The organism is Streptomyces caeni, from assembly GCF_042678285.1.
Lineage (GTDB): Bacteria > Actinomycetota > Actinomycetes > Streptomycetales > Streptomycetaceae > Streptomyces > Streptomyces caeni.
Window position 1 is genome coordinate 50,431 of sequence record NZ_JBHUDX010000027.1, and the last position, 20,569, is coordinate 70,999.

General features: G+C 73.7%; 15 protein-coding genes and 1 pseudogene. 7 read left to right on the forward strand and 9 right to left on the reverse strand.

The features are described 5' to 3' along the window. Positions 1 to 3: 3 nt before the first annotated feature. Positions 4 to 741 carry a sirohydrochlorin chelatase gene (locus tag ACFSL4_RS11515; protein WP_381081308.1) on the forward strand — a complete coding sequence of 246 codons (738 nt, stop codon included), beginning with the start codon at positions 4 to 6 and terminating at the stop codon, positions 739 to 741. 54 nt (positions 742 to 795) lie between these two features. Here ACFSL4_RS11515 and ACFSL4_RS11520 read toward each other — a convergent pair whose 3' ends face one another. Further along, positions 796 to 1,413 carry a mycothiol-dependent nitroreductase Rv2466c family protein gene (locus ACFSL4_RS11520; protein ID WP_381081336.1) on the reverse strand — a complete coding sequence of 206 codons (618 nt, stop codon included), beginning with the start codon at positions 1,411 to 1,413 and terminating at the stop codon, positions 796 to 798. Between the two features lie 534 nt (positions 1,414 to 1,947). On the opposite strand from ACFSL4_RS11520, the gene ACFSL4_RS11525 reads away from it, so the two are divergent. Then, on the forward strand, positions 1,948 to 4,221 hold the full coding sequence (locus tag ACFSL4_RS11525; protein ID WP_381081310.1) for an MMPL family transporter: 2,274 nt from the start codon (positions 1,948 to 1,950) through the stop codon (positions 4,219 to 4,221). A gap of 341 nt (positions 4,222 to 4,562) precedes the next feature. Next, positions 4,563 to 5,426 carry a phosphotransferase enzyme family protein gene (locus tag ACFSL4_RS11530; RefSeq protein WP_381081312.1) on the forward strand — a complete coding sequence of 288 codons (864 nt, stop codon included), beginning with the start codon at positions 4,563 to 4,565 and terminating at the stop codon, positions 5,424 to 5,426. Between the two features lie 39 nt (positions 5,427 to 5,465). Here ACFSL4_RS11530 and ACFSL4_RS11535 read toward each other — a convergent pair. Then, a pseudogene (locus tag ACFSL4_RS11535) lies at positions 5,466 to 5,927 on the reverse strand (substrate-binding domain-containing protein); the annotation flags it as partial. A 46-nt stretch (positions 5,928 to 5,973) separates the two neighbouring features. Here ACFSL4_RS11535 and ACFSL4_RS11540 point away from each other — a divergent pair. Beyond that, positions 5,974 to 6,252: a YbaK/EbsC family protein gene (locus ACFSL4_RS11540; RefSeq protein ID WP_381081314.1), complete on the forward strand. Its 279-nt coding sequence runs from the start codon at positions 5,974 to 5,976 to the stop codon at positions 6,250 to 6,252. A gap of 31 nt (positions 6,253 to 6,283) precedes the next feature. Here the strand turns inward: ACFSL4_RS11540 and ACFSL4_RS11545 are convergent, their stop codons facing one another. Further along, the gene (locus tag ACFSL4_RS11545; protein ID WP_381081316.1) at positions 6,284 to 7,006 is read right to left on the reverse strand and encodes a 3'-5' exonuclease; all 723 of its coding nucleotides are present in this window, start codon (positions 7,004 to 7,006) and stop codon (positions 6,284 to 6,286) included. Positions 7,007 to 7,107: 101 nt separating this feature from the next. After that, positions 7,108 to 8,346: an SAV2148 family HEPN domain-containing protein gene (locus tag ACFSL4_RS11550; RefSeq protein ID WP_381081338.1), complete on the reverse strand. Its 1,239-nt coding sequence runs from the start codon at positions 8,344 to 8,346 to the stop codon at positions 7,108 to 7,110. Between the two features lie 478 nt (positions 8,347 to 8,824). On the opposite strand from ACFSL4_RS11550, the gene glgX reads away from it, so the two are divergent. Both glgX and treY read left to right on the forward strand, forming a co-directional pair. Beyond that, positions 8,825 to 10,933 carry a glycogen debranching protein GlgX gene (glgX, locus tag ACFSL4_RS11560; protein ID WP_381081317.1) on the forward strand — a complete coding sequence of 703 codons (2,109 nt, stop codon included), beginning with the start codon at positions 8,825 to 8,827 and terminating at the stop codon, positions 10,931 to 10,933. Positions 10,934 to 11,001: 68 nt separating this feature from the next. Next, positions 11,002 to 13,350 carry a malto-oligosyltrehalose synthase gene (gene treY, locus ACFSL4_RS11565; protein ID WP_381081319.1) on the forward strand — a complete coding sequence of 783 codons (2,349 nt, stop codon included), beginning with the start codon at positions 11,002 to 11,004 and terminating at the stop codon, positions 13,348 to 13,350. A 110-nt stretch (positions 13,351 to 13,460) separates the two neighbouring features. On the opposite strand, the gene ACFSL4_RS11570 is transcribed toward treY, so the two are convergent. The 3 genes from ACFSL4_RS11570 to ACFSL4_RS11580 all read right to left on the reverse strand — a co-directional run bounded on the left by ACFSL4_RS11570 (position 13,461) and on the right by ACFSL4_RS11580 (position 16,056). Next, positions 13,461 to 13,904, reverse strand: coding sequence for an SSI family serine proteinase inhibitor (locus ACFSL4_RS11570; protein ID WP_381081321.1), 444 nt, complete (start codon positions 13,902 to 13,904; stop codon positions 13,461 to 13,463). Continuing rightward, the gene (locus ACFSL4_RS11575; RefSeq protein WP_381081323.1) at positions 13,901 to 15,226 is read right to left on the reverse strand and encodes a M14 family zinc carboxypeptidase; all 1,326 of its coding nucleotides are present in this window, start codon (positions 15,224 to 15,226) and stop codon (positions 13,901 to 13,903) included. Before ACFSL4_RS11575 ends, ACFSL4_RS11570 begins: the two co-directional genes overlap by 4 nt. A gap of 278 nt (positions 15,227 to 15,504) precedes the next feature. Beyond that, positions 15,505 to 16,056: an FHA domain-containing protein gene (locus ACFSL4_RS11580; RefSeq protein ID WP_381081325.1), complete on the reverse strand. Its 552-nt coding sequence runs from the start codon at positions 16,054 to 16,056 to the stop codon at positions 15,505 to 15,507. Between the two features lie 173 nt (positions 16,057 to 16,229). Here ACFSL4_RS11580 and treZ point away from each other — a divergent pair, with 173 nt between their 5' ends. Then, positions 16,230 to 17,975 carry a malto-oligosyltrehalose trehalohydrolase gene (gene treZ / locus ACFSL4_RS11585; RefSeq protein ID WP_381081327.1) on the forward strand — a complete coding sequence of 582 codons (1,746 nt, stop codon included), beginning with the start codon at positions 16,230 to 16,232 and terminating at the stop codon, positions 17,973 to 17,975. Positions 17,976 to 18,132: 157 nt separating this feature from the next. On the opposite strand, the gene ACFSL4_RS11590 is transcribed toward treZ, so the two are convergent. Both ACFSL4_RS11590 and ACFSL4_RS11595 read right to left on the reverse strand, forming a co-directional pair. Then, positions 18,133 to 19,056: an aminoglycoside phosphotransferase family protein gene (locus ACFSL4_RS11590; RefSeq protein WP_381081329.1), complete on the reverse strand. Its 924-nt coding sequence runs from the start codon at positions 19,054 to 19,056 to the stop codon at positions 18,133 to 18,135. Positions 19,057 to 19,106: 50 nt separating this feature from the next. Then, a complete protein-coding gene (locus ACFSL4_RS11595; RefSeq protein WP_381081331.1) occupies positions 19,107 to 20,252 on the reverse strand; it encodes a M24 family metallopeptidase in 1,146 nt (381 codons plus the stop codon). Between the last annotated feature and the right edge of the window lie 317 nt (positions 20,253 to 20,569).

The following is a 20,569-nucleotide window of genomic DNA, read 5'->3' on the forward strand; positions in this document are numbered from 1 at the left end:
CCGATGCACCGTCCGGTCCTTGTGGTCGTCGCCCACGGCAGCCGCGACCCGCGGCACGCCCGCACCGTCCACGCCCTGGTACGACGGGTACGGTCGCTGCGGCCGTGGCTGCGCGTGGAGACCGCCTTCCTGGACTTCGACGTCCCGTCCGTGCACGGGATGCTCGCCTCCCTGGCGGCTCAGGGAGTGCGCGACGTCGTGGTCCTGCCCCTGCTGCTCACCCGCGCGTTCCACGCGAAGGCGGACATCCCGGCGGCCCTGCGGGGCGCCCCGGCCCGGCTGAGGATCCGGCAGGCGGATGTGCTGGGCCCCTCGCCGCTGCTGCTGCGCGCCCTCGAACGGCGGCTGTACGAGGCGGGCCTGGGCCGCGCCGACAAGTCCTCGACCGGGGTCGTGCTGGCCTCGGCGGGGTCCACCGACCCGGAGGCGATCGCAGTGATCGCAGAAATCGCGCGGGAGTGGCGGCACACCGGTTGGTGCGCCGTGCGGCCTGCGTTCGCCTCCGCATCCCTTCCGCGCACGCAGGACGCCGTACGCGACCTGCGGGCGCTGGGCTGCGCGCGGGTGGCCGTGGCGCCGTACGTGCTGGCGCCGGGGTTCCTGCCGGACCGTATCGTGCGGGGTGCCGCCGAGGCGGACGTCCTGGCCGAGGTGCTCGGCCCGGCGCCGGAGGTGGCGCGCCTGCTGCTGGAGCGGTACGACGAGGCGCGCACGCCGGTGCCGGCCGCGATGGGTGCCTGAGGAAGCCGGCGCACGACATCCGCGCGCACGGGGGGTGACGCATCCGGACCGGGCTCAGTCGAAGGACAGCCCGCCGGTACGGGTCCGCTTCAGCTCGAAGAAGTCGGGGTGCCCCGCCAGCACCCGGAAGCTGTCGAAGAGTTCGGCCGCCCGTGCGCCTCGTGGGACGGCGCGCAGGACCGGTCCGAACCACACCGTTCCGTCGACGTGGATCGTGGGGGTGCCCACATAGCCGCCCGAGTCGGGCTCGGCGCCGGCGTCATGGCTGCGGCGTACGGCGTCGTCGTACGCGGGGTCGTGCGCGGCGGCGGCCAGACCGGCGGGGAGACCGAGTTCGGCGAGCGACTCGGCGACCACAGCGTCGAAGTCCTCCTCCTTGCCTTCGTGGATCCTGGTGCCGAAGGCGGTGTACAGGTCGCGCAGCACCTTCTCGCCGTGCCGCCCGGCGGCGGCCACGGCGACCCGCACCGGCCCGATCGACTTGTCGACCAGTTCCCGGTACCAGTCCGGGAGTTCGTTGCCGATGTTGTGCAGATACAGGCTCATCGCGTGGAAACGGAGGTCGAGCGGGCGCTCGCGCTCGACCTCCAGCAGCCAGCGGGAGGTGATCCAGGCGAACGGGCAGGCGGGGTCGAAGAAGAAGTCGACGCGGGTGGGCGGGGTGTTCTGCATGCCCGTCACGCTAGTCGTCGATTGGCGCAGGCCCCCGGTCCAGTCGGCGACCGCTTCAGTGGTCCACTTCTCCCGCGCTCCCCCGGCCGCCTCCACCGCCTCGTCCGCCAGCCGCACCGGCTCCGCCACCGGGAGCGAGCCGGCCGCGCGGCGCTCCCTGGCGAACGCGTTCGCCAGCCGTCGCAGGAGTTCGTTGAGCGGGGCCGGCACGCCGTGCAGCCGGCCCAGGAGAACGATCTCGCCGTTGAGGTACCGCGCCCCCGCCCGCCCCCGCCCCGATGATGATGTAGCCCACACCGCGAGCCTCGCGCAGTCCGGGATGCGCCCCAACCCTGACCCCAGAGCGGGAGAACCCGGGTAGGTGTAAGGGACCACTGTCCTCCCAGATGCTGAGGCGGCGCGGTCCGAGGGGATGACCCGGGTCGCGGGCGGTTCACCGGGCAGCACGACGAGTCGCGCTTATGTAGCGCATACCTTCTATGCGGGCGGTGGCGGCAGGGGGTCGCCACCCGTGCAGGAGAGGGCAAGCCCGTCATGGGGAACGGAGATACGAGGGTGCGAGGCGTCGCCGCCCGGGCCGGCGGCTGGAGCGCCCGGCACCGATGGGCTGCCATCGGCATCTGGCTGCTGTTCGTCGTCCTGGCCGTGGCCGCCGGCTCGGCGGTCGGCCGCGTCGACGTCAAGGAGAGCGACCAGCTCAAGGGCGAGACGCACACCGCCGCCACGATCATCAAGGACGCGGGCATCGAGCAGCCGGCGGGTGAAACCGTCCTGATCCAGGCCGAGGACGGCCGGACCACGACCGCGGACCCGCAGTTCCGGGCCGCCGTCACCGAGGTGGTGCGGGCCGTCGACGGCACCGGCCGGGTGGCGAACGTGACCTCCCCTTACGACGCGGGGACCATCTCGAAGGACCGCCGCAGCGCGCTCGTGCAGTTCGACATACGCGGCGACGCGGACACCGCGGGCAAGCGGGTCGGGCCGGTGCTGAAGGCCGTCGCCGGGGTGCAGAAGGAGCACGCGGGGCTGCGGATCGAGGAGATCGGCGCGGCCAGCATACAGAAGACGTTCTCCGACGCGTACGGTGACGACTTCAATCAGGCCGAGTACTCCGCGGTGCCGGTGGCGCTCGGCATCCTGCTGATCGCGTTCGGCGCGCTGGTCGCGGCGCTGCTGCCGGTCGCGCTCGCCCTCACCGCGATCACGGCGACGATGGGCCTGATGGGCCTCGTCAGCCATCTGCAGCCGATGAGCAAGACCGCCGACTCCGTGATGCTGCTCGTGGGTCTGGCCGTCGGCGTCGACTACTGCCTGTTCTACCTGCGGCGCGAGCGCGAGGAGCGCGCGGCCGGCCGCGACCCGGGCACCGCGCTGCGCATCGCCGCCGCGACCAGTGGCCGCGCCGTCATCGTCTCCGGTGTGACCGTCTGCATCGCGATGGCGGGCCTGCTGTTCACCGGGATCACCACCTTCGAGTCGATGGGTCTGGCCTCGCTGATGGTCGTCGCGGTCGCCATGGTCGGCTCGGTGACCGTGCTGCCCGCGCTGCTGTCGCTGCTGGGCGAGCGGGTCGAGAAGGGGCGCATCCCGTTCCTGCACCCGGACAGCCGACGCGAGCGGCTGGCCCGGCGTGGCCGCTCGGCCGACGAAGGCAGCCGGACGTGGAGCGCCGTCCTCAAGGTCGTCCTCGCCAGGCCCGCGGTCTCCCTGGTGGTCGCGGCCGGTGCCCTGCTGGCGATCGCGTCGCCCGCGCTCGGCATGAAGACCCAGAACCTCACCCTGGACCAGGAGTTCGGCGACAGGCTGCCCGTCGTGGCCACGTACAACCGTGTCAACGACGCCTTCCCCGGCGGCTCCGAGCCGGCCCAGGTCGTCGTGAAGGCGAAGGACATCAACGCCGCCGACGTGAAGGCCGCGCTGTCCGCGTTCCAGGCGCGGGCGATCAGCTCCGGCGCCTCGCGCGGCCCGGTCGACATCAAGGTGCACGACGCCCAGAACGTGGCCCTGATCTCCGTACCCCTCGTCGGCGGCTCCGACCTGGACAAGGCGAACAAGAGCCTCGAACTGCTGCGCGACACGGTACGGCCGGAGACCCTCGGCACGGTCGACGGTGTGCAGGCGCCGATCACCGGTCAGGTCGCCGGCTCGCACGACTTCAGCGACCAGCTCATCGGCTCGGTGGTGCCGGTCTTCGCGTTCGTCGTGGTCTTCGCCTTCCTGCTGATGCTGCTGTCGTTCCGCTCCCTCACGGTCGCGATCACCTCGATCGCACTGAACCTGCTGTCGGTCGGCGCGGCTTACGGCATCCTGGTCGCCGTCTTCCAGCACGGCTGGGGCGCGTCGCTGGTGGGCGCCGAGGGGGTGGGTGCCGTCGTCACCTGGCTGCCGCTGTTCCTCTTCGTCATCCTCTTCGGGCTCTCGATGGACTACCACGTGTTCGTGGTCTCCCGGATCCGCGAGGCGCGCCTGCGGGGCCGTACGACGAAGGAGGCGATCAGGCACGGCGTGGTGACCACGGCGGGCGTCGTCACCAGCGCCGCGGCCATCATGGTCGCCGTCTTCGCGATCTTCGGCACGCTGTCCATGCAGTCCATGAAGCAGATGGGCGTCGGCCTCGCCGCCGCGGTGCTCATCGACGCGACCGTCATCCGGGGTGTGCTGCTCCCGGCGGTGATGGCCCTGCTCGGCGAGCGCAACTGGTACCTGCCGAAGTGGCTGAACCGGCTGCCCGACCTCACGCACGACGAGTCGGCTCCGGTGGCGCCCCCGCCGCCGGCGGTGGAGGAGGACGAGGAGGTCCGCGTCTGACCTGCCGCCGGTGACGGCGCGGATGACCGGTGGCCGGGGCATGCGCCCCGGCCACCTCGCGTGTCAGGGCTTGCGGGAGGCGCCCCGTCGCGGGAGTTCCGCCTCGATGAGGTCCGCCGCCCGTCGGGTGCCGCCCTCCTGGCTGCCGCCCGCCCGTGGGGTGGTCACGGCCGCGACCACAGGTGAGACGATACGTCCCGTCCAATGTGTCTGGGTCGCCATGCGGCCCTGCCGCATCCTGGTCCGCTCCCCCACCCCACCCCGTCCACACATCGCGACCTGCGCGAATGCGACACTGAGCGGCACAGGCCGGGAGCGCGTCGAGCACACGGAGGCGGACCATGGACGAGGCACGGGCGCGCGACGTGCTGGCCGCGGCGGGCGTGCTGCCCGCCCCGGCGCGGGACGCGCGGCTCCTCGCCCTGGGCGAGAACGCGGTCTTCGCCGCCGGCGATCTGGTGGTCAAGGTGGGGCGCGACGCCGAACTCCTCGGCCGTGCGCGCCGGGAGCTGGAGATCGCCCTGTGGCTCGCCGGGGCGGGTGTCCCCGCGGTGCGGGCCGCCGGCCCCGAGCCGCTGCTGGTGGACGGCCACCCGGTGACGGTGTGGCACCGGGTGGCCGGTCCCCTGCGTCCCGCGCAGCCGCGGGACCTGGCCGGCCTGCTGCGGATCGTGCACGCCCTGCCCTCCCCCTCCGTCCCCCTGCCGGCCCGGGACCTGCTGGGCGGCGTGGAGCGCTGGCTGCGGCTCGCGGGCGACGCCATCCGGCCGGAGGACGCGGCGTATCTGCGTGAGCGCCGTGACGGGTTCGCCGCCGCGGCGTCCGCGCTGACGCCGCGTCTGCCGCCGGGACCGATCCACGGCGACGCGCTGCCCCGCAATGTGCACATCGGCCCGGACGGCCCCGTCCTGGTCGACCTGGAGACCTTCTCCGCCGACCTGCGCGAGCACGACCTGGTGGTCATGGTCCTCGCCCACGACCGCTACGGGCTGCCGGCCGAGGCGTACCACTCCTTCACCCGGGCCTACGGCTGGGACGTGCGCGAGTGGGAGGGCTGCTCCGTGCTCCGCGGGGCGCGCGAGACCGCCGGCTGCGCCTGGGCCGCCCAGCACGCGCCCGGCAACCCCGAGGCGCTGGCCGAGTTCGAGCGGCGGGTGGCGTCGCTGCGGGACGGGGACGAGACGGTCCGCTGGCATCCCTTCTGAGCCGGCTGTCCGGACGCCCGTCCGGCGCCGCGGGTCCCGTCACCGTTCCCGGCCGGTGTCTTCCCCCGAGTCCCGCTCCCGGATCGTCCGCGCGGCGCGGCGCAGTTCGGTCAGCACCGTGCGGAGCGCCGTGCGCGCCGTACGCTCGGGGCGGCACAGGGCGTCGATGTGCCGCCTGGCCCGCACGCCGCTGAGCGGCCTGAGGACGAGCGCGGGGTGCGGGCGCATGGTCCAGCGCGGCATCAGCGCGATGCCGCCGCCGGCGGCGACGGCCTCGGCGACCACCGCGAACTCGTTGATGCGGTGGGCGATGTGCAGCCGCCGCCCCGCCGCGGCGGCGATGGCCTCGACGGTCGCCATGACCGGGAAGCCCTCGTGCACGGTGATCCACCGCTCGTCGGCCACGTCCCGCGGCGTCAGGCGCCGCTTCGCGGCGAGCGGATGACCGGCGGGCATCGCCACATCGAGCGGTTCGCGCAGCAAAGTGACCGAGGCCACCGACGCACCACACGTCACGTCCTCGCGGTCGTCCCCGGGGGACCGGCGGGTGGACCTCGACGCCGTGCGGGCGCTGTTCTCGGCCCGCTACGTCGGCTTCAGCGACGCCGCGACCGCCGAGCGGCTGGCCCGCGCCGTCCCCAGCACCGTTCTGCCGTTCAGCTTCGATCCCGCGCTCGATGTCGTGGCCGATCCGGACGTCGTGGCACAGCCGCGGCTCTACTTCGACGCGGCCCGCCTGGACCGGTCGCTGGTCATCTCCGGCGCCGACTACGCCAGGCTCGCCCACCCGCGGGTGGAACGCATCGCGGGCCCGGCCCCGATGTGAGGGGCGCCCGGGTCAGACCCTGTCGCCCGGGTCAGACCCTGTCGCCCGCGGCCTCCCGCAGCGGCCAGGTGCCGTCCACCACCGCCTGCGCGTTGCCCTTGCGGCGCAGGAAGTCCTGGAAGTCAGCGGCCCAGGCCGCGTACCACTCGATCTGACGGCGGTGCAGCTCCGCCGGGCCGAGGGCGGCGACCTTGGGGTGGCGATCGGCTATCGCGCGGGCGAGCCGGGCCGCGGCCAGCGCGTCCGCCCCGGCGTCGTGCGCCGCGTCCAGCGCGATCCCGTACTCCGCGCAGACCGCCTCCAGATTGCGCTTGCCGCGGCGGTAGCGGTCGGCCCAGCGGTCGATGGTGTACGGGTCGATGACCGGGGCGGGATCCAGGCCGCCCAGCCGCTCACGCAGGGACGGCAGTCCGTAACGGTGCAACTCGGCGCTGAGCAGGGTCAGATCGAAGGCCGCGTTGTAGGCGACGACCGGGACGCCCGTCCTCCAGTACGCCACCAGGACCCCGGCGATCGCGTCCGCCACCCGGTCGGCGGGTCCGCCCTCGGCTGCCGCGCGCTCATTGCTGATCCCGTGCACCGCCACCGCGTCCGCCGGGATCTCCACGCCCGGGTCGGCCAGCCAGTCGCGACGGCCGAGCGGCTCGCCGTCCTTGACCTCGATCACCGCCCCCGTGACGATGCGTGCCTCATACGGATCCGTCCCGGTCGTCTCCAGGTCGAAGCCGATCAGCAGCTCCCGGTGCCAGGCCATGGCGGCCCCCCTTCTCGGTGGTGCGTTCCCCCAGTGGCCTCCACCTTCGCATGCGCCACTGACAATCCGAGGACCACGTTCCGCTTGCTCCGTGGAACAGGTCAGGACACGGGACGCGAATCCGCCCAGGCCACTTCGAACTCCTCACGGTAGGTGGGGAAAAGCCCGCTCTCGTCCAGGTTCCCCGATCTCACGACCTTGCCGCCGTTGCGCAGCACGAACACCGGCGCCTCCATGCCGCGAGTGCGCCGCAGATACGTCTGCACGACCGCGATGCCGTCGGAGCCGTCCCCGTCGACCAGGTAGGCGGTGAAGCGGGGCGTCTCGTCGAAGACCTGGATCTCGAAGGCGCCCGGGTCGCGCAGCTTCGAGCGCACCCGGCGCATGTGCAGGATGTTCATCTCGACGGCCCGGCTCAGCTCGCCCTTCTTGATGCCGAGTTCCCGCTCGCGCCGCTTGACCGCGCTGGAGGCGGGATTGAGGAACAGCAGCCGCACCCGGCAGCCCGACTCGGCCAGGCGCACCAGCCGGCGTCCGGAGAAGTTCTGCACGAGCAGGTTGAGGCCGATGCCGATGGCGTCGAGGCGGCGGGCGCCGCCGAAGATGTCCTCGGCGGGGAACTGCCGCAGCAGCCGCACCCGGTCAGGGTGGACGGCGACCACGTCCGCGTACCGGTCGCCGACGAGGTCCTCGACCGCGTCGACGGGCAGCCGGCGCGCCGAGGGCGTGTCGCCGCCCGCGCCCAGCACGTCCAGGAGCCTGGCCGAGGCGCGCTCGGCCTGGGCGAGGACGGCCTGGGACAGGGCCCGGTTGCGGGAGACGACGTTCCGGGTCACCTCCAACTCGTCCAGGGCGAGTTCGATGTCGCGGCGCTCGTCGACGTACGGTTCGAAACACGGCCAGTGCTGCACCATCAGCTCGCGCAGCTGCGGCAGGGTCAGAAAGCTCAGCACGTTGTCGTCCGCGGGGTCCAGCAGATACCCCTTGCGCCGGCTGACCTCGCGGACGGCGACCGCGCGCTGCACCCACTCCTGCCCGGCGGGCCCGGCCGCGGCGACCACCCAGTCGTCGCCGTGGACGGGTTCGTAGATGGGACGGAGAACGGCGGCCACGACCGCGCGCAGCCGCTGTTCCACCAGGTTCAGCCAGATGTAGGCCCGCCCCGCCCGCTGGGCGCGGGTGCGCACCTCGCGCCACGCGTCGGCGTTCCACTCCAGCTCAGGTCCGATGGACCCCAGGTCCATCGGTCGTGCCAGGGACACCGCCCCGGGCGGGACATCCGCGGAGCTCCCCTCGCGACCCTCGTCACCAGGGGGCAGCTCCAGCCCTCCCGAGCCCACCCGCGCACCGCCTTCCGCTCCCCCGAGCCTGCCCAGGGGCAAGGCCCCAGCCAACGATCAAGGAAGGGTACTCCGGGAGCCCGGGGCGGTGCAGCCGGATGCACAGGGTCGTCCCCCAACTACCGCCTTCCCCACGACCGTTCCAGTCGGCGGGGCGAGCGGCGTGAGCGGATTCATAGCCGTGACGTCGCATGGAGCGATGGAGAGGCCCTGCCGGCCGACGGGCACGGGCTGCTGGTCCTCGTCGCGTGCGATGTGGGTGGAAGCCGATGCCGCCCGTACCACCGGGTGGGTGAGGGGCTGCCCGTTGACCCGCTCGTTCGTTGTCCCCATCGAAAGCCGAGCCGCCGGGGAGCGCTGCTCCAGGCGGCTGCCTGAGCCAGGAATCCCTCTCGCCCAGCGGGGGGAGCCGTCATTTTCGGGGAGACTCGGCCTCAGGGCCCCCCAGAAGGGCGACGCACCTGGGAGAGTCATATCCATGCAGGTCTGGCCTGGAGAGGCGTATCCGCTCGGCGCGACGTACGACGGCGCCGGGACCAATTTCGCGGTCTTCTCGGAGGCCGCCGACCGGATCGAGCTGTGTCTCATGCACGACGACGGCTCGGAGACGGCGGTGGAGCTGCGGGAGACCGACGCCTTCGTTCGGCATGCGTATCTGCCGGGGGTGATGCCGGGGCAGCGGTACGGCTTCCGGGTGCACGGCGCCTACGCCCCCGAGCGCGGCCTGCGCTGCAACTCGGCGAAGCTGCTGCTCGACCCGTACGCGCGCGCCGTCAGCGGCTCGGTGCGGTGGGGCGAGGAGGTGTACGGGTACCCCTTCGGGGCGCCCGACCGGCGCAACGACCTGGACTCGGCGCCGTACACCATGTCGTCCGTCGTGATCAATCCGTACTTCGACTGGGGCGACGACCGCCGGCCGCGTACCGAGTACCACCGCACGGTGATCTACGAGGCCCATGTGAAGGGCCTGACCATGCGCCACCCGGCGCTGCCCGAGGAGCTGCGCGGCACCTATGCGGGGCTCGCCCATCCGGCAATCATCGAACACTTGACCGAACTCGGTGTGACGGCGCTGGAACTGATGCCGGTGCACCAGTTCGTGCACGACCACCGTCTGGCGGACATGGGGCTGGGCAACTACTGGGGCTACAACACCATCGGCTTCTTCGCCCCGCACAACGCCTACGCCTCCTGGGGCGACCGCGGCCAGCAGGTCCTGGAGTTCAAGTCGGCCGTCCGGGCGCTGCACGAGGCGGGCATCGAGGTCATCCTGGACGTCGTCTACAACCACACCGCCGAGGGCAACCACCTGGGACCGACGCTCTCCTTCAGGGGGCTCGACAACGCCTCGTACTACCGGCTGGCGGACGACCCGCGCTACTACATGGACACCACGGGGACCGGCAACTCGCTGCTGATGCGCTCCCCGCACGTGCTGCAGCTCATCATGGACTCGCTGCGCTACTGGGTCACCGACATGCACGTGGACGGCTTCCGCTTCGACCTGGCGGCGACGCTGGCACGGCAGTTCCACGAGGTGGACCGGCTGTCGTCGTTCTTCGACCTGGTGCAGCAGGACCCGGTGGTCTCCCAGGTGAAGCTGATCGCCGAACCGTGGGACGTGGGCGAGGGCGGCTACCAGGTGGGCAACTTCCCGCCGTTGTGGACCGAGTGGAACGGCAAGTACCGCGACACCGTGCGGGACCTGTGGCGCGGCGAGCCGCGCACCCTCGCGGAGTTCGCCTCCCGGCTGACTGGCTCCTCGGACCTCTACCAGGACGACGGACGCCGCCCGCTCGCCTCCATCAACTTCGTGACCTGCCACGACGGCTTCACGCTGCACGACCTCGTCTCCTACAACGGCAAGCACAACGAGGCCAACGGCGAGGACAACCGCGACGGGGAGGGCCACAACCGCTCCTGGAACTGCGGGGTCGAGGGCGAGACCGACGACCCGGCGGTGCTGGAGCTGCGGGCGCGGCAGATGCGGAACTTCATCGCCACGCTGATGCTCTCCCAGGGCGTGCCGATGCTCAGCCACGGCGACGAGTTCGCCCGGACGCAGCACGGCAACAACAACGTCTACTGCCAGGACAACGAGCTGTCCTGGCTGGAGTGGCCCGAGGGCGGCAGCGATCTGCTGGAGTTCACCCGCGCCATGGTGTGGCTGCGCCGCGACCACCCGGTCTTCCGCCGCCGCCGCTTCTTCCACGGACGGCCGGTGCAGGGCACGCACGACGAGTTGTCCGACATCGCGTGGTTCACCCCCCAGGGTGATGAGATGACCCAGCAGGACTGGACGTCGGCGCAGGCCGGCGCGCTGACGGTGTTCCTCAACGGCAACGCGATCTCCGAGCCCGGCCCGCGCGGTGAGCGGATCACCGACGACTCGTTCCTGCTGCTGTTCAACGCCTCGCCGAAGCCCCTGGAGTTCGTGGTGCCGGCCGGCCACGGGCGCCAGTGGCAGGTCGTCGTCGACACGGCCGTGCCGGAGGGGGTGGCGCCCGGCACCGGTACGAAGATCGAGGCCGGGGGCCGGCTGACGCTGGTAGACCGGAGCCTGACGGTGCTGCAGCGGCCGGCCTGAGTCCTCGCGACGGCACGCGGCGGCGCGTCGGTGACACGAAGAGCCGTGGGGCGGGTACCTAGGTTCTCATGACACCTGAGCGCCCCGGCCCGGCCGCGCCCACGGCCACCTACCGGCTCCAGCTGCAGCCCGAGTTCCCGTTCCGCGCGGCGCAGACGGCCGTGCCCCACCTGGCCTCGCTCGGCGTCTCGCACCTGCATCTGTCGCCGGTCCTGGAGGCGGTCCCGGGATCGGCGCACGGCTACGACGTCGTCGACCACGGGCGCGTGCGGGACGAACTGGGCGGCGAGGCGGGACTGCGCTCCCTGGCACGCACAGCGCGGGATCACGGGCTCGGCCTCGTCGTGGACGTCGTCCCCAACCACATGGCCATGTCCCCGCGCCACAACCGCCCGCTGTGGGAAGTGCTGCGCGAGGGTCCCGCCTCGCCCAGTGCGCGCTGGTTCGACATCGACTGGGAGGCGCAGGGCGGGCAGCTGCTGCTGCCCGTGCTGGGGCGCCGGCTCGGCGAGGAGCTGGGCGAGCTGAAGGTCGACGGCGACCTGCTGCGCTACCACGACCACGTGTTCCCGCTGCGCGAGGGCACACGGACGCTGCCGCTGCCGCGGCTGCTCGACGCCCAGTGGTACCGCCCGGTGTGGTGGCGGCTGGCCCGTACGGAGCTGAACTACCGGCGCTTCTTCAGCATCTCCGAGCTCATCGGGGTGCGCGTCGAGGACCCCGAGGTCTTCAGGGCGACGCACGCCACGCTCCTGCGGCTGCTCGACGAGGGCGTGATCGAGGGCCTGCGGGTCGACCACCCGGACGGCCTGGCCGACCCGGACGCGTATCTGCGCCGCCTGCACGAGGCCACCTCCGGCCGGTGGACGGTGGTCGAGAAGATCCTCGCGGCCGGCGAGCGCCTGCCCGCCGCCTGGCCGGTCGCGGGCACCACCGGGTACGACGCGCTGCGGCACGTGGACGGGCTGTTCACGGACCCGGCGGGCGCCGGGGCCCTGCTCGGCCACTACCGGCGGTTCGCCGGCCCGCAGGGCGACCGCGGCGGCCACTGGGCCTCGACCGTGCGGCGCGCCGCGCACGAGGTGGTCACGCACGAACTGGCGGCCGAGGTGGACCGTCTCACGCGGGAGGCGAGCCGTCTGTGCGCCGCGTCCCCGGACCCTGACCTGCGCGACCACGCCCCCTGGGCGCTGCGCACCGCGCTGCGGGAGCTCCTCGTCCGCCTTGAGGTGTACCGCCCGTACGCCTCCGGTGACGCCGCCGCGGTGATCACACAGGAGGCGGCGGCCGAGGCCCGTGCCGTGTTCACGGTGCCCGAGGAGGCGCACGCGGTGACCGTGGTGCGGGACCTGGCGCTGGGACGGGCCGGGGACGGGCCCGGGCACGCCGGGTTCCGGGCCCGGTTCGCGCAGACCGCGTCGGCGCTGCGCGCCAAGTCCGTGGAGGACACGGCGTTCTACCGCTATGTGCCGCTGCTGTCTGCGAACGAGGTGGGCGGCGATCCGGGGACCCCGGCCGTCCCGGTGGAGGACTTCCACACCTACTGCGCGCGTCTGCAGCGCGACTGGCCCGCCACCGGGACCGTGCTGTCGACGCACGACACCAAGCGCAGCGCGGACGTACGGGCGGCGGTCTCGGTCCTCACCCAGTGCCCGGAGCGCTGGGCCGACGTGCTGGCCGAGGTGACGCGCGCGGGCAGCGGGGTGCCGGACCCGCATCTGGCGTGGGCGGCCTGGCAGACGCTCTTCGGGCTGGGGCAGGCCGCCGAGGAGCGGCTTCAGGGCGCCCTGCTCAAGCATGTGCGGGAGGCGGGGCTGCGCACGACGTGGACCGAGCAGGATCCCGGCTACGAGGAGGCGGTGGCGGCGTTCGTCGCCGAGGGCGTGTGCGGGGCGCCGGGGCGGCTCGTCCTGGACCTGCGGGACACGCTGGCGCCGCACATCCGGGCGAACGTCCTCGGGGCCGCGCTGGTCCAGCTGACCATGCCGGGCGTGCCGGACGTCTACCAGGGCGCGGAGGGCGAGTACCGGGCTCTGGTCGACCCGGACAACCGGCGGCCGTTCGCGCCGCGCGCGGTGGCCTCGGAGAAGGCGGAGCTCACCGGGGCGGCGCTGCGGCTGCGCCGGCGGCGCCCGGACGTCTTCGGCGCCTCGGGCACGTACGCACCCCTGGCGGCCCGGGGGCCGGGTGCCGCGCACTGTGTGGCCTTCGTGCGCTCCGGCGCGGCCCTCACGGCGGTCACCCGGCTGTCGCTGCGCCTGGCGGAGGCCGGCGGCTGGCGCGACACGTGCCTCACGCTGCCGCCGGGTCTGTGGACCGATGTGCTCGCGCCTGAACGGAGGTTCGAGGGACACGCGCACGCGGCGGACCTGTTCGCGCGCCGTCCGGTGGCGCTGCTGGAGCGGGCCGACGGGTGACGGGACCGGAGGATGACAGGGCCGGCACGCCCGCCCACCGCACCGACACCCCCGCACCGCGCCCTGCCACCCGCGCGTGAGCATCGTCCGCAGCCCCCGCGCGGCACGGTTCAGCGCAGCCCCGGCACCGTCCTGACCGGCGTCCGGTCCGGCAGCGCGAACACCGCCCCGGTCCTCGCCTGAAGGGCGCACGCGTTCGAGAAGGTCTGGCCGTAGTCGACCGGGTGGCCGTTCCACTGGCCGCGCGCGGACACCGTCACGGGCGCGTAGACCATCGGGCAGATCGCGTCCTTGTGGGGGATGCGGCCGATGTCGCCCTCGGCCTCGGTGAGTTCCGCACATGCCCGGCCGGCCTGCGCGTGTCCCTGGGGCGGGTCGCACATCAGCAGCGTGCCGTTGACGTCCATCGAACGGTCGTCGCTCCTGGTGACGGTGAGATAGAGCCAGTTGCCGGTGCCGTCCGGCCGGGGCGCGGCGGCCTGCGCCGGGGTCGCGATGAGCAGGGCCGCCGCGGCGACCAAGACGCCGCGCAGGGCCGAAGTGGTGTTCTTCATTCCGTGTGCATCGGCACGGCGGCGCCCGAACCCCAGCCCGGCTCACCCGAACGGGAGCGCGCGGGCGCGTACCGCCCGGCGAGTTCGAAGGCGGCGAGCACCATGCGCGCCTGGTACTCGGCCTGGCGTGCGACCGGGATCCAGCGCGCGCCGTAGCCGTCGCGGTAGTCGGCGCACCACCCGTCGATGAGCCCGTCCAGCTCCCGCACCACGCGGCCCGTCTCGCGCCCGGCGGCCGTGGCGAGCTGGTGCAGCAGTCCGGCGGTGCGCAGCGCGACGCGGCGCCCGGAGATGCCCAGGGCCGTCAGACGGGCGCTGTCCAGCGGCGGCAGCGTCCGCTGTCCGGCGGCGTGCGTGTCGGGGTCCCAGGAGTCGGCGAGACCGGGGCCGACCAGTAGATAGTCGTCGACCGGGGCGAGCAGCCGGTCGGCGTCCGGCACGGCCGCGAGATGCGGGCGGATGCGGGCCAGGAGCCCCTCCAGGAGCAGTGTGTCGCGCCGCAGGGTCCGGCTCACGGCCCGCAGCACCGCGTCGGCGTCGGGGGGCGGCGAGCCGTCCTCCACGGCCGCGACGCCCCACATGGGTGCCTCCACCACCGCCGTGACGGTGCCGTAGCGGTGCGGATGGAACCAGGTCGACTCGACCGCGGCCTCCGTGATCGCGGCGGCGAGGTCGCCACGGCGCGGCGGCGGAATGCGGTAGACGGCGGGCCCCAGGACCGGCCAGTACAGGGTGTCGTACGGGCCGAGCTCGCGCGGAATGCCGAGACGGGCCGCGGTCTGGGCGAGCCGCTGGGCGATCCCCGGCAGGTCGCGGGTCAGTTCGACGAAGCCGCCGCCCACGTCCACGCCGTGCAGGGAGCACTGGAAGAACGGCCGCAGTTCGTCCTGGACGTCGAGCAGCGCGCGGGTCTCGGGGAGGGCGGCGCGCGCCGCGCCGTCGGGCAGCCACTCGGGCTGTTCGAGGAAGCCGGGACGGAAGAAGTGCCGGAAGTACCGGCCGAGCGTGTACGGGCCCGTCAGCCATCCCTCGTTGCGGCGCGCGCCGTCGGGGTCGAGACACAGCAGCAGGTTCCAGGTGGCGTCGGCCTCCGCGCCGAGCCGCGGGTCGGCCAGCGCGCGCTCGGCCAGCCGCATGACGGTGGCGCCGCCGACCGGTTCGTTGGCGTGGGGTCCGGCGACGACGAGGGCCTGGCGGCTGCCGTGGCCGACGGACAGGAGCCACAGGGGCGTGCCACCCCTGGAGGTGCCCACACGGCGCAGCCTGGCGTCACGTGGACGGCGGGCGACGAGCGCGGCCGCGCGGGCGCCGAGCTCGTCCACGGTCGGGTAGCGGAGGAGTGGCGGTATGGCACACCTCCACTCTGTGGCACCGTCGCTTCACCACACGTACATGGTGTACGCACAGTCAGTCACGGACGGGCAGGTACGTCAACACCGCGGATGGGGAGGAAGGGCGGGCGGGATGCGGGAGAAGAATCCGGCCACGCGCCGCGCTCCGGCGCGACACGCCGCACGCCGGGGTTCACTCCGGCGCGACCGGCGTGTCGCCTGGGGCCGGACCAGCCGCCCCTCCGGCGCCGGCCGGTGCGCCCCTGCGGCTACTCCGCGGCCAGCCGGAAGGTCATCGTCCCGAAACCGACCTGGTCGCCGTCGCGGACGACCGCGGCACCGATCACACGGCGGCCGTTGACCGTCGTTCCGTTGGTCGAGCCGAGATCGCGCAGCACCCACAGGCCGCCCTGACGGCTCAGCTCCGCGTGCAGGCGGGAGACCGTCTCGTGGCTGAGCCTGAGCCCGCACGCCGGGTCGCGGCCGATCCGCAGCGGATGGGAATGGCCCGGGTTCGGCAGCAGCAGCTTGGGCAGCCGCTCGGCCTGCCAGGCCCGGCGCAGCCGCACGGTGAACCCGGAGACCGCCTCGACCGTTCCGAACACGATCCGCGACCAGCGCTTCTCGGTGGGCAGGTCGGCGGTGAGCGCGGCCAGCTCGTGCGGCTGGCGGGCGACCAGGGCGAGCTCCATGCGCCGCATGAACGTGTCGTGCGACAGACGCCCCAGGGCGACGCCGTCTCGGAGCACCTTCAGCGCCCTGTCGCGCTCGGCATCCGAGAGCCGGGCGGGGTAGGTGTGGAACTCGAAGGACGACGTCACGCACGTGATTGTCGGTCAGTCGGGACGGGGTGTCCAGAAGACCGGGCAATGGCCGCTGCCGCCGTCAGGGTCGTTCCGCGTGTCAAAAGGGTGGATTCGAAAGCGAATTGATCTCTTGTGGCGCACCATGGACACGGGCTACATCACGATGAGCAGACGAGGGGGAACCGTCCGTGCAGTTCGAGGTGTGGGCACCGCGGGCCACCAGGGTGACGCTCCACTGCGCGGGCGCCGCGCACGCGTTGGGGCGCGATCCGGACCGGCCGGGGTGGTGGACGGGCGACGCGGAGGCCGGGGACGGCACCCGGTACGGGTTCGCCGTGGACGACGGCCCCGTGCTGCCCGATCCACGCTCACGCCGCCAGCCGGACGGTCCCGACGGGCTGAGCGCGGTGGTCGACCAGGGGCGGTACGGGTGGCGCACCGCATGGACGGGGCGCGCGCTGCCGGGTGCGGTGCTCTACGAACTGCACGTGGGGACGTACACCCGCGAGGGCACACTGGACGCCGCCGCCGAGCGGCTCGGGCATCTGGCTGAACTGGGTGTGACCCACGTGGAGTTGATGCCGTTGTGCCCGTTCCCGGGGCGGCACGGCTGGGGGTACGAGGGCGTCTCGCTCTGGGCGGTGCACGAGCCGTACGGGGGGCCCGAGGCGCTGAAGCGCTTCGTCGACCGGGCGCACGAGCTGGGCCTCGGGGTGGTCGTGGACGTGGTCCACAACCACCTCGGCCCCTCGGGCAACCATCTGCCGGCGTTCGGCCCGTACTTCACGGACACCCACCACACCCCCTGGGGCGCCGCGGTGAACCTGGACGCGCCGGGCTCGGACGAGGTGCGCGCGTATCTGGTCGGCAGCGCCCTGGCCTGGCTGCGTGACTACCGGCTCGACGGGCTGCGCCTCGACGCCGTGCACGCGCTGCGCGACACGCGCGCGATCCACTTCCTGGAGGAGCTGTCGTCGGCCGTGGACGCGCTGGCCGCCGAGGTGGGAAGGCCGCTGTTCCTGATCGCCGAGTCGGACCTGGGCGACCCGCGGGTCATCACCCCGCGCGCGGAGAACGGCCTCGGGGTGCACGCCCAGTGGAACGACGACTTCCATCATGCGCTGCACACGGCGCTGACCGGTGAAGCCCAGGGCTACTACGAGGACTTCGCCCGTGCCCCCCTCGCGGCCCTCGCCAAGACGCTGACGGGCGGCTTCTTCCACGACGGCACGTATTCGACGTTCCGCGGCCGGCGGCACGGCCGCCCGCTGGACCGCACCCGGGTCCCGGCGCACCGCCTGCTCGGTTACGCCCAGACCCACGACCAGGTCGGCAACCGCGCTCAGGGGGACCGGCTCTCCGCGTCCCTGTCCTCGGGCCTGCTGGCGTGCGCGGCCACGCTGGTGCTCACCGCCCCCTTCACGCCGATGCTGTTCATGGGCGAGGAGTGGGCCGCCACGACGCCCTGGCAGTTCTTCACCGACCACACCGACCCCGAACTCGCCGACGCCGTACGGCGCGGCAGGCGCCGGGAGTTCGCGGCGCACGGCTGGGCGGAGGAGGACGTGCCCGACCCGCAGGATCCGGTCACCCGGGACCGCTCCTGCCTGGACTGGTCGGAGCCGGGGCACGATCCCCACGCGCGCGTCCTGGCCTGGTACCGGGAGCTGATCGCCCTGCGCGCCGCCGAGCCGGACCTCTCGGACCCCGGCCTCGGGGACGTGAGGGTCGCCTACGACGAGGAGGCCCGCTGGCTCGCCTTCCGCCGCGGTGACGTACGGGTCGCCGTCAACCTGGGCACGGAGCCGGCCTCCATCCCCCTCGGCGCCCGGTACGCGCGCGTGCTGGCCGCGTGGGAGCCCGTGCGGCCGCCGGAGGCGGGCGGGGTGCTGAACCTGCCGGGCGAGTCGTGCGTGGTGCTGAGCCAGGAGTGACGCGGGCGGGCACCGGGCCGCGCGCGGCAGGGCCGGGGCCGTACCGGGGACTGCGCGATGCGGGCGCGGCCGGCACGGGCGTCACGGACCGGCCGCCGTCACGGACCGGCCGCCTCGTGGGCGCCGTCCGGCCCACCGCCGTGCGCACGGGCGTCGTCTACGGCATCTCGTCACGCGGCAGTTCCGTGACCCGTTCCAGCAGGATGGCCTCCCAGGAGCGCCGCAGCCGGGCGCGCAGGGCGGTCCGGCGGCTGTCGTCCGGGCCCTCCAGGCCGTCGGCGAGGCTGACGAGCGTGTCGCAGCGCGCCAGCCACAGCCCGCGCAGGCAGGGGCGGGCCCCGTAACCGGCGAGGGTGGCGGCGCGTACGGCGGCCGGGGCGCCGACGGCCGCGGCGAGTCCGGCGATGTCCTCCGCCGGATCGCCGATGACCGCGTCGGTCCACCCGAGCACGCCGCGGACCCGCCCGTCGCCGCTCACCAGGAGGTGTTCGCGGCTGAGGTTGTGGTGCACCAGCACGGCGGCGCCGGGCTGGGCCACGAGTTGCCGGGCGGCGGGGGCGGTGAGCTGCGCGAACCGGGCGGGGTCGAATTCGTCGGCCTCGGCCAGGCGCCGCGCGGCGCTCGCCCCGGCCGTCCGCAGCGCCTCCAGGGAGCGCGGTGCGACACGCGGGACACCGAGCGACTCCGCCTGGCGCGCGGGTACGCCCCGCAACCCGGTGAGCAGGTCCGCGAGATCCGCCTCGCCGAGCGCCGGCACGGCGAGCACGTCACCGGTGGCACCGGGCAGCCGGGTGTCGAGGGTGTAGCCCAGTCCGGCGGACCACTCGCCGTGCGCGACGCTCGTCGGCACGGCGAGCCGGACGTGCGGCCGCACCAGGTCGCGCAGCCGCAGTTCGCGGCGCTGGCGCACGGAGGCGCCGCGGTCACGGGCCAGTCGCAGCACATGGCGTGTCCCGACCCACCAGGCGAAGGGCCCCTCGCCCTCGGCGATCGGCGTCACATCCGGCCCGTCGCCGTCGGGGATCAGGGAACGGACCAGTCGACGGACGGTCTCCGCCGTCGGTGTCGGTGCCTGGGTCATGATCGCGCCGTTGTCGTCTTGATCGGGTGTGCCGGGCTCCACTGTCCCCCTCAGTCGACCATCGCCATCTCGCGGGGGGTGTTGTTGAGCCGGCGCCCGCCGTCCTCGGTCACCGTCACGATGTCCTCGATGCGGACGCCGAAGCGGCCGGGCAGATAGACGCCGGGCTCCACGGAGAAGCACATTCCGGGGACGAGTGGCTGCTCCTCGCCCTCGATCATGTACGGCGGCTCGTGCGTGGTGACGCCGATGCCGTGCCCCGTGCGGTGGATGAAGTACTCGCCGTACCCGGCGTCGGCGATGACCGCGCGGGCCGCCCGGTCGACGTCCTGGCAGGCCGCACCCGGTCTGACCGCCTGGAAGCCCGCCTCCTGTGCGGTGCGCACCAGGTCGTGCACGGCGCGCTCCTCGTCGGTCGGTTCGCCGACGTGGACGGTGCGGGAGGTGTCCGAGCCGTAGCCGTCCTTGAGGCCGCCGAAGTCGAGGACGACCATGTCACCGCGCTCGATGACGCGTTCACCGGCCTCGTGGTGCGGGTTGGCGCCGTTGGGGCCCGAGGCGACGATGGTGAAGTCGACCTGCGCGTGCCCGGACCACCGCAGCAGATCGGCCAGGTCCGCGGCGACCTCCCGCTCGCGGCGCCCGCCGAAGGGGACCTTCAGGATCTCCTCGTACGTCGCGTCCGCGGCCGCGCCCGCGGCCGCCAGCCGGTCGAGTTCGGCGGCGTCCTTGACGGCCCTCAGCATGGGCAGGGCGCGGGTGAGGGCGACATGGCCGGCGTCGGGGAGCCGTTCGCGCAGACCGAGCAGGTGCAGGGCCCAGGCGTTGTCGCTGATGCCGTAGCGGCCGCCGGCCCCGAGCACGGAGGCGGTCGCCTCGTAGGGGTCCTTGCCGTCGGTCCAGTCACGCAGCGTCAGCGCGGGCCCTCCGGCCGCCTTCGCCGCGTCGGGCGCCTCCAGGGTGGGCACGACGAGGACGGGGTCGTGTCCGGTCCGCAGCACCAGGAGGGTGAGGCGCTCGGTCTCCACCGGCCGGTACCCGGTCAGCCACACCAGGTCGGGTCCCGGCGCGATCAGAAGCCCGGCGAGGCCGGCCGCATCGGCGGCCTCCGCGGCGCGCCGCATCCGAGCCGCGTAGTCCGCGGCGGTGAAGGGCGCGGGGCCGCCGCTCTCGGGCTGCGTGGACGTGCCGGTCATCCATACCTCCGCGGTTCCGGATCCTCCCAGGGTCTACGGGCAGCATCCTGCCCTTCCGCCGGGGTGGATGCGAGCCCATTGCGACCATGGCGGGCCGCGGACCGGGCGCGCACGGCGCGGTCCTCCGGCGGCACGGAATGTCCGGCGTGTCTTCATGTCCGGCGTGTCTTCGGGCGCGGGACGTGCGGCCGTCCTCATGCCCGCGGGCCCCGCCGGCCCGCGCCGTCCCCACCAGCCGCGCCTGCGGATACGGCCCCGGCCTGGGGCCGTCGGACGAACGGCGGCAGGCCGCGGCGCCGGCCCGGCTGCCGGGCACG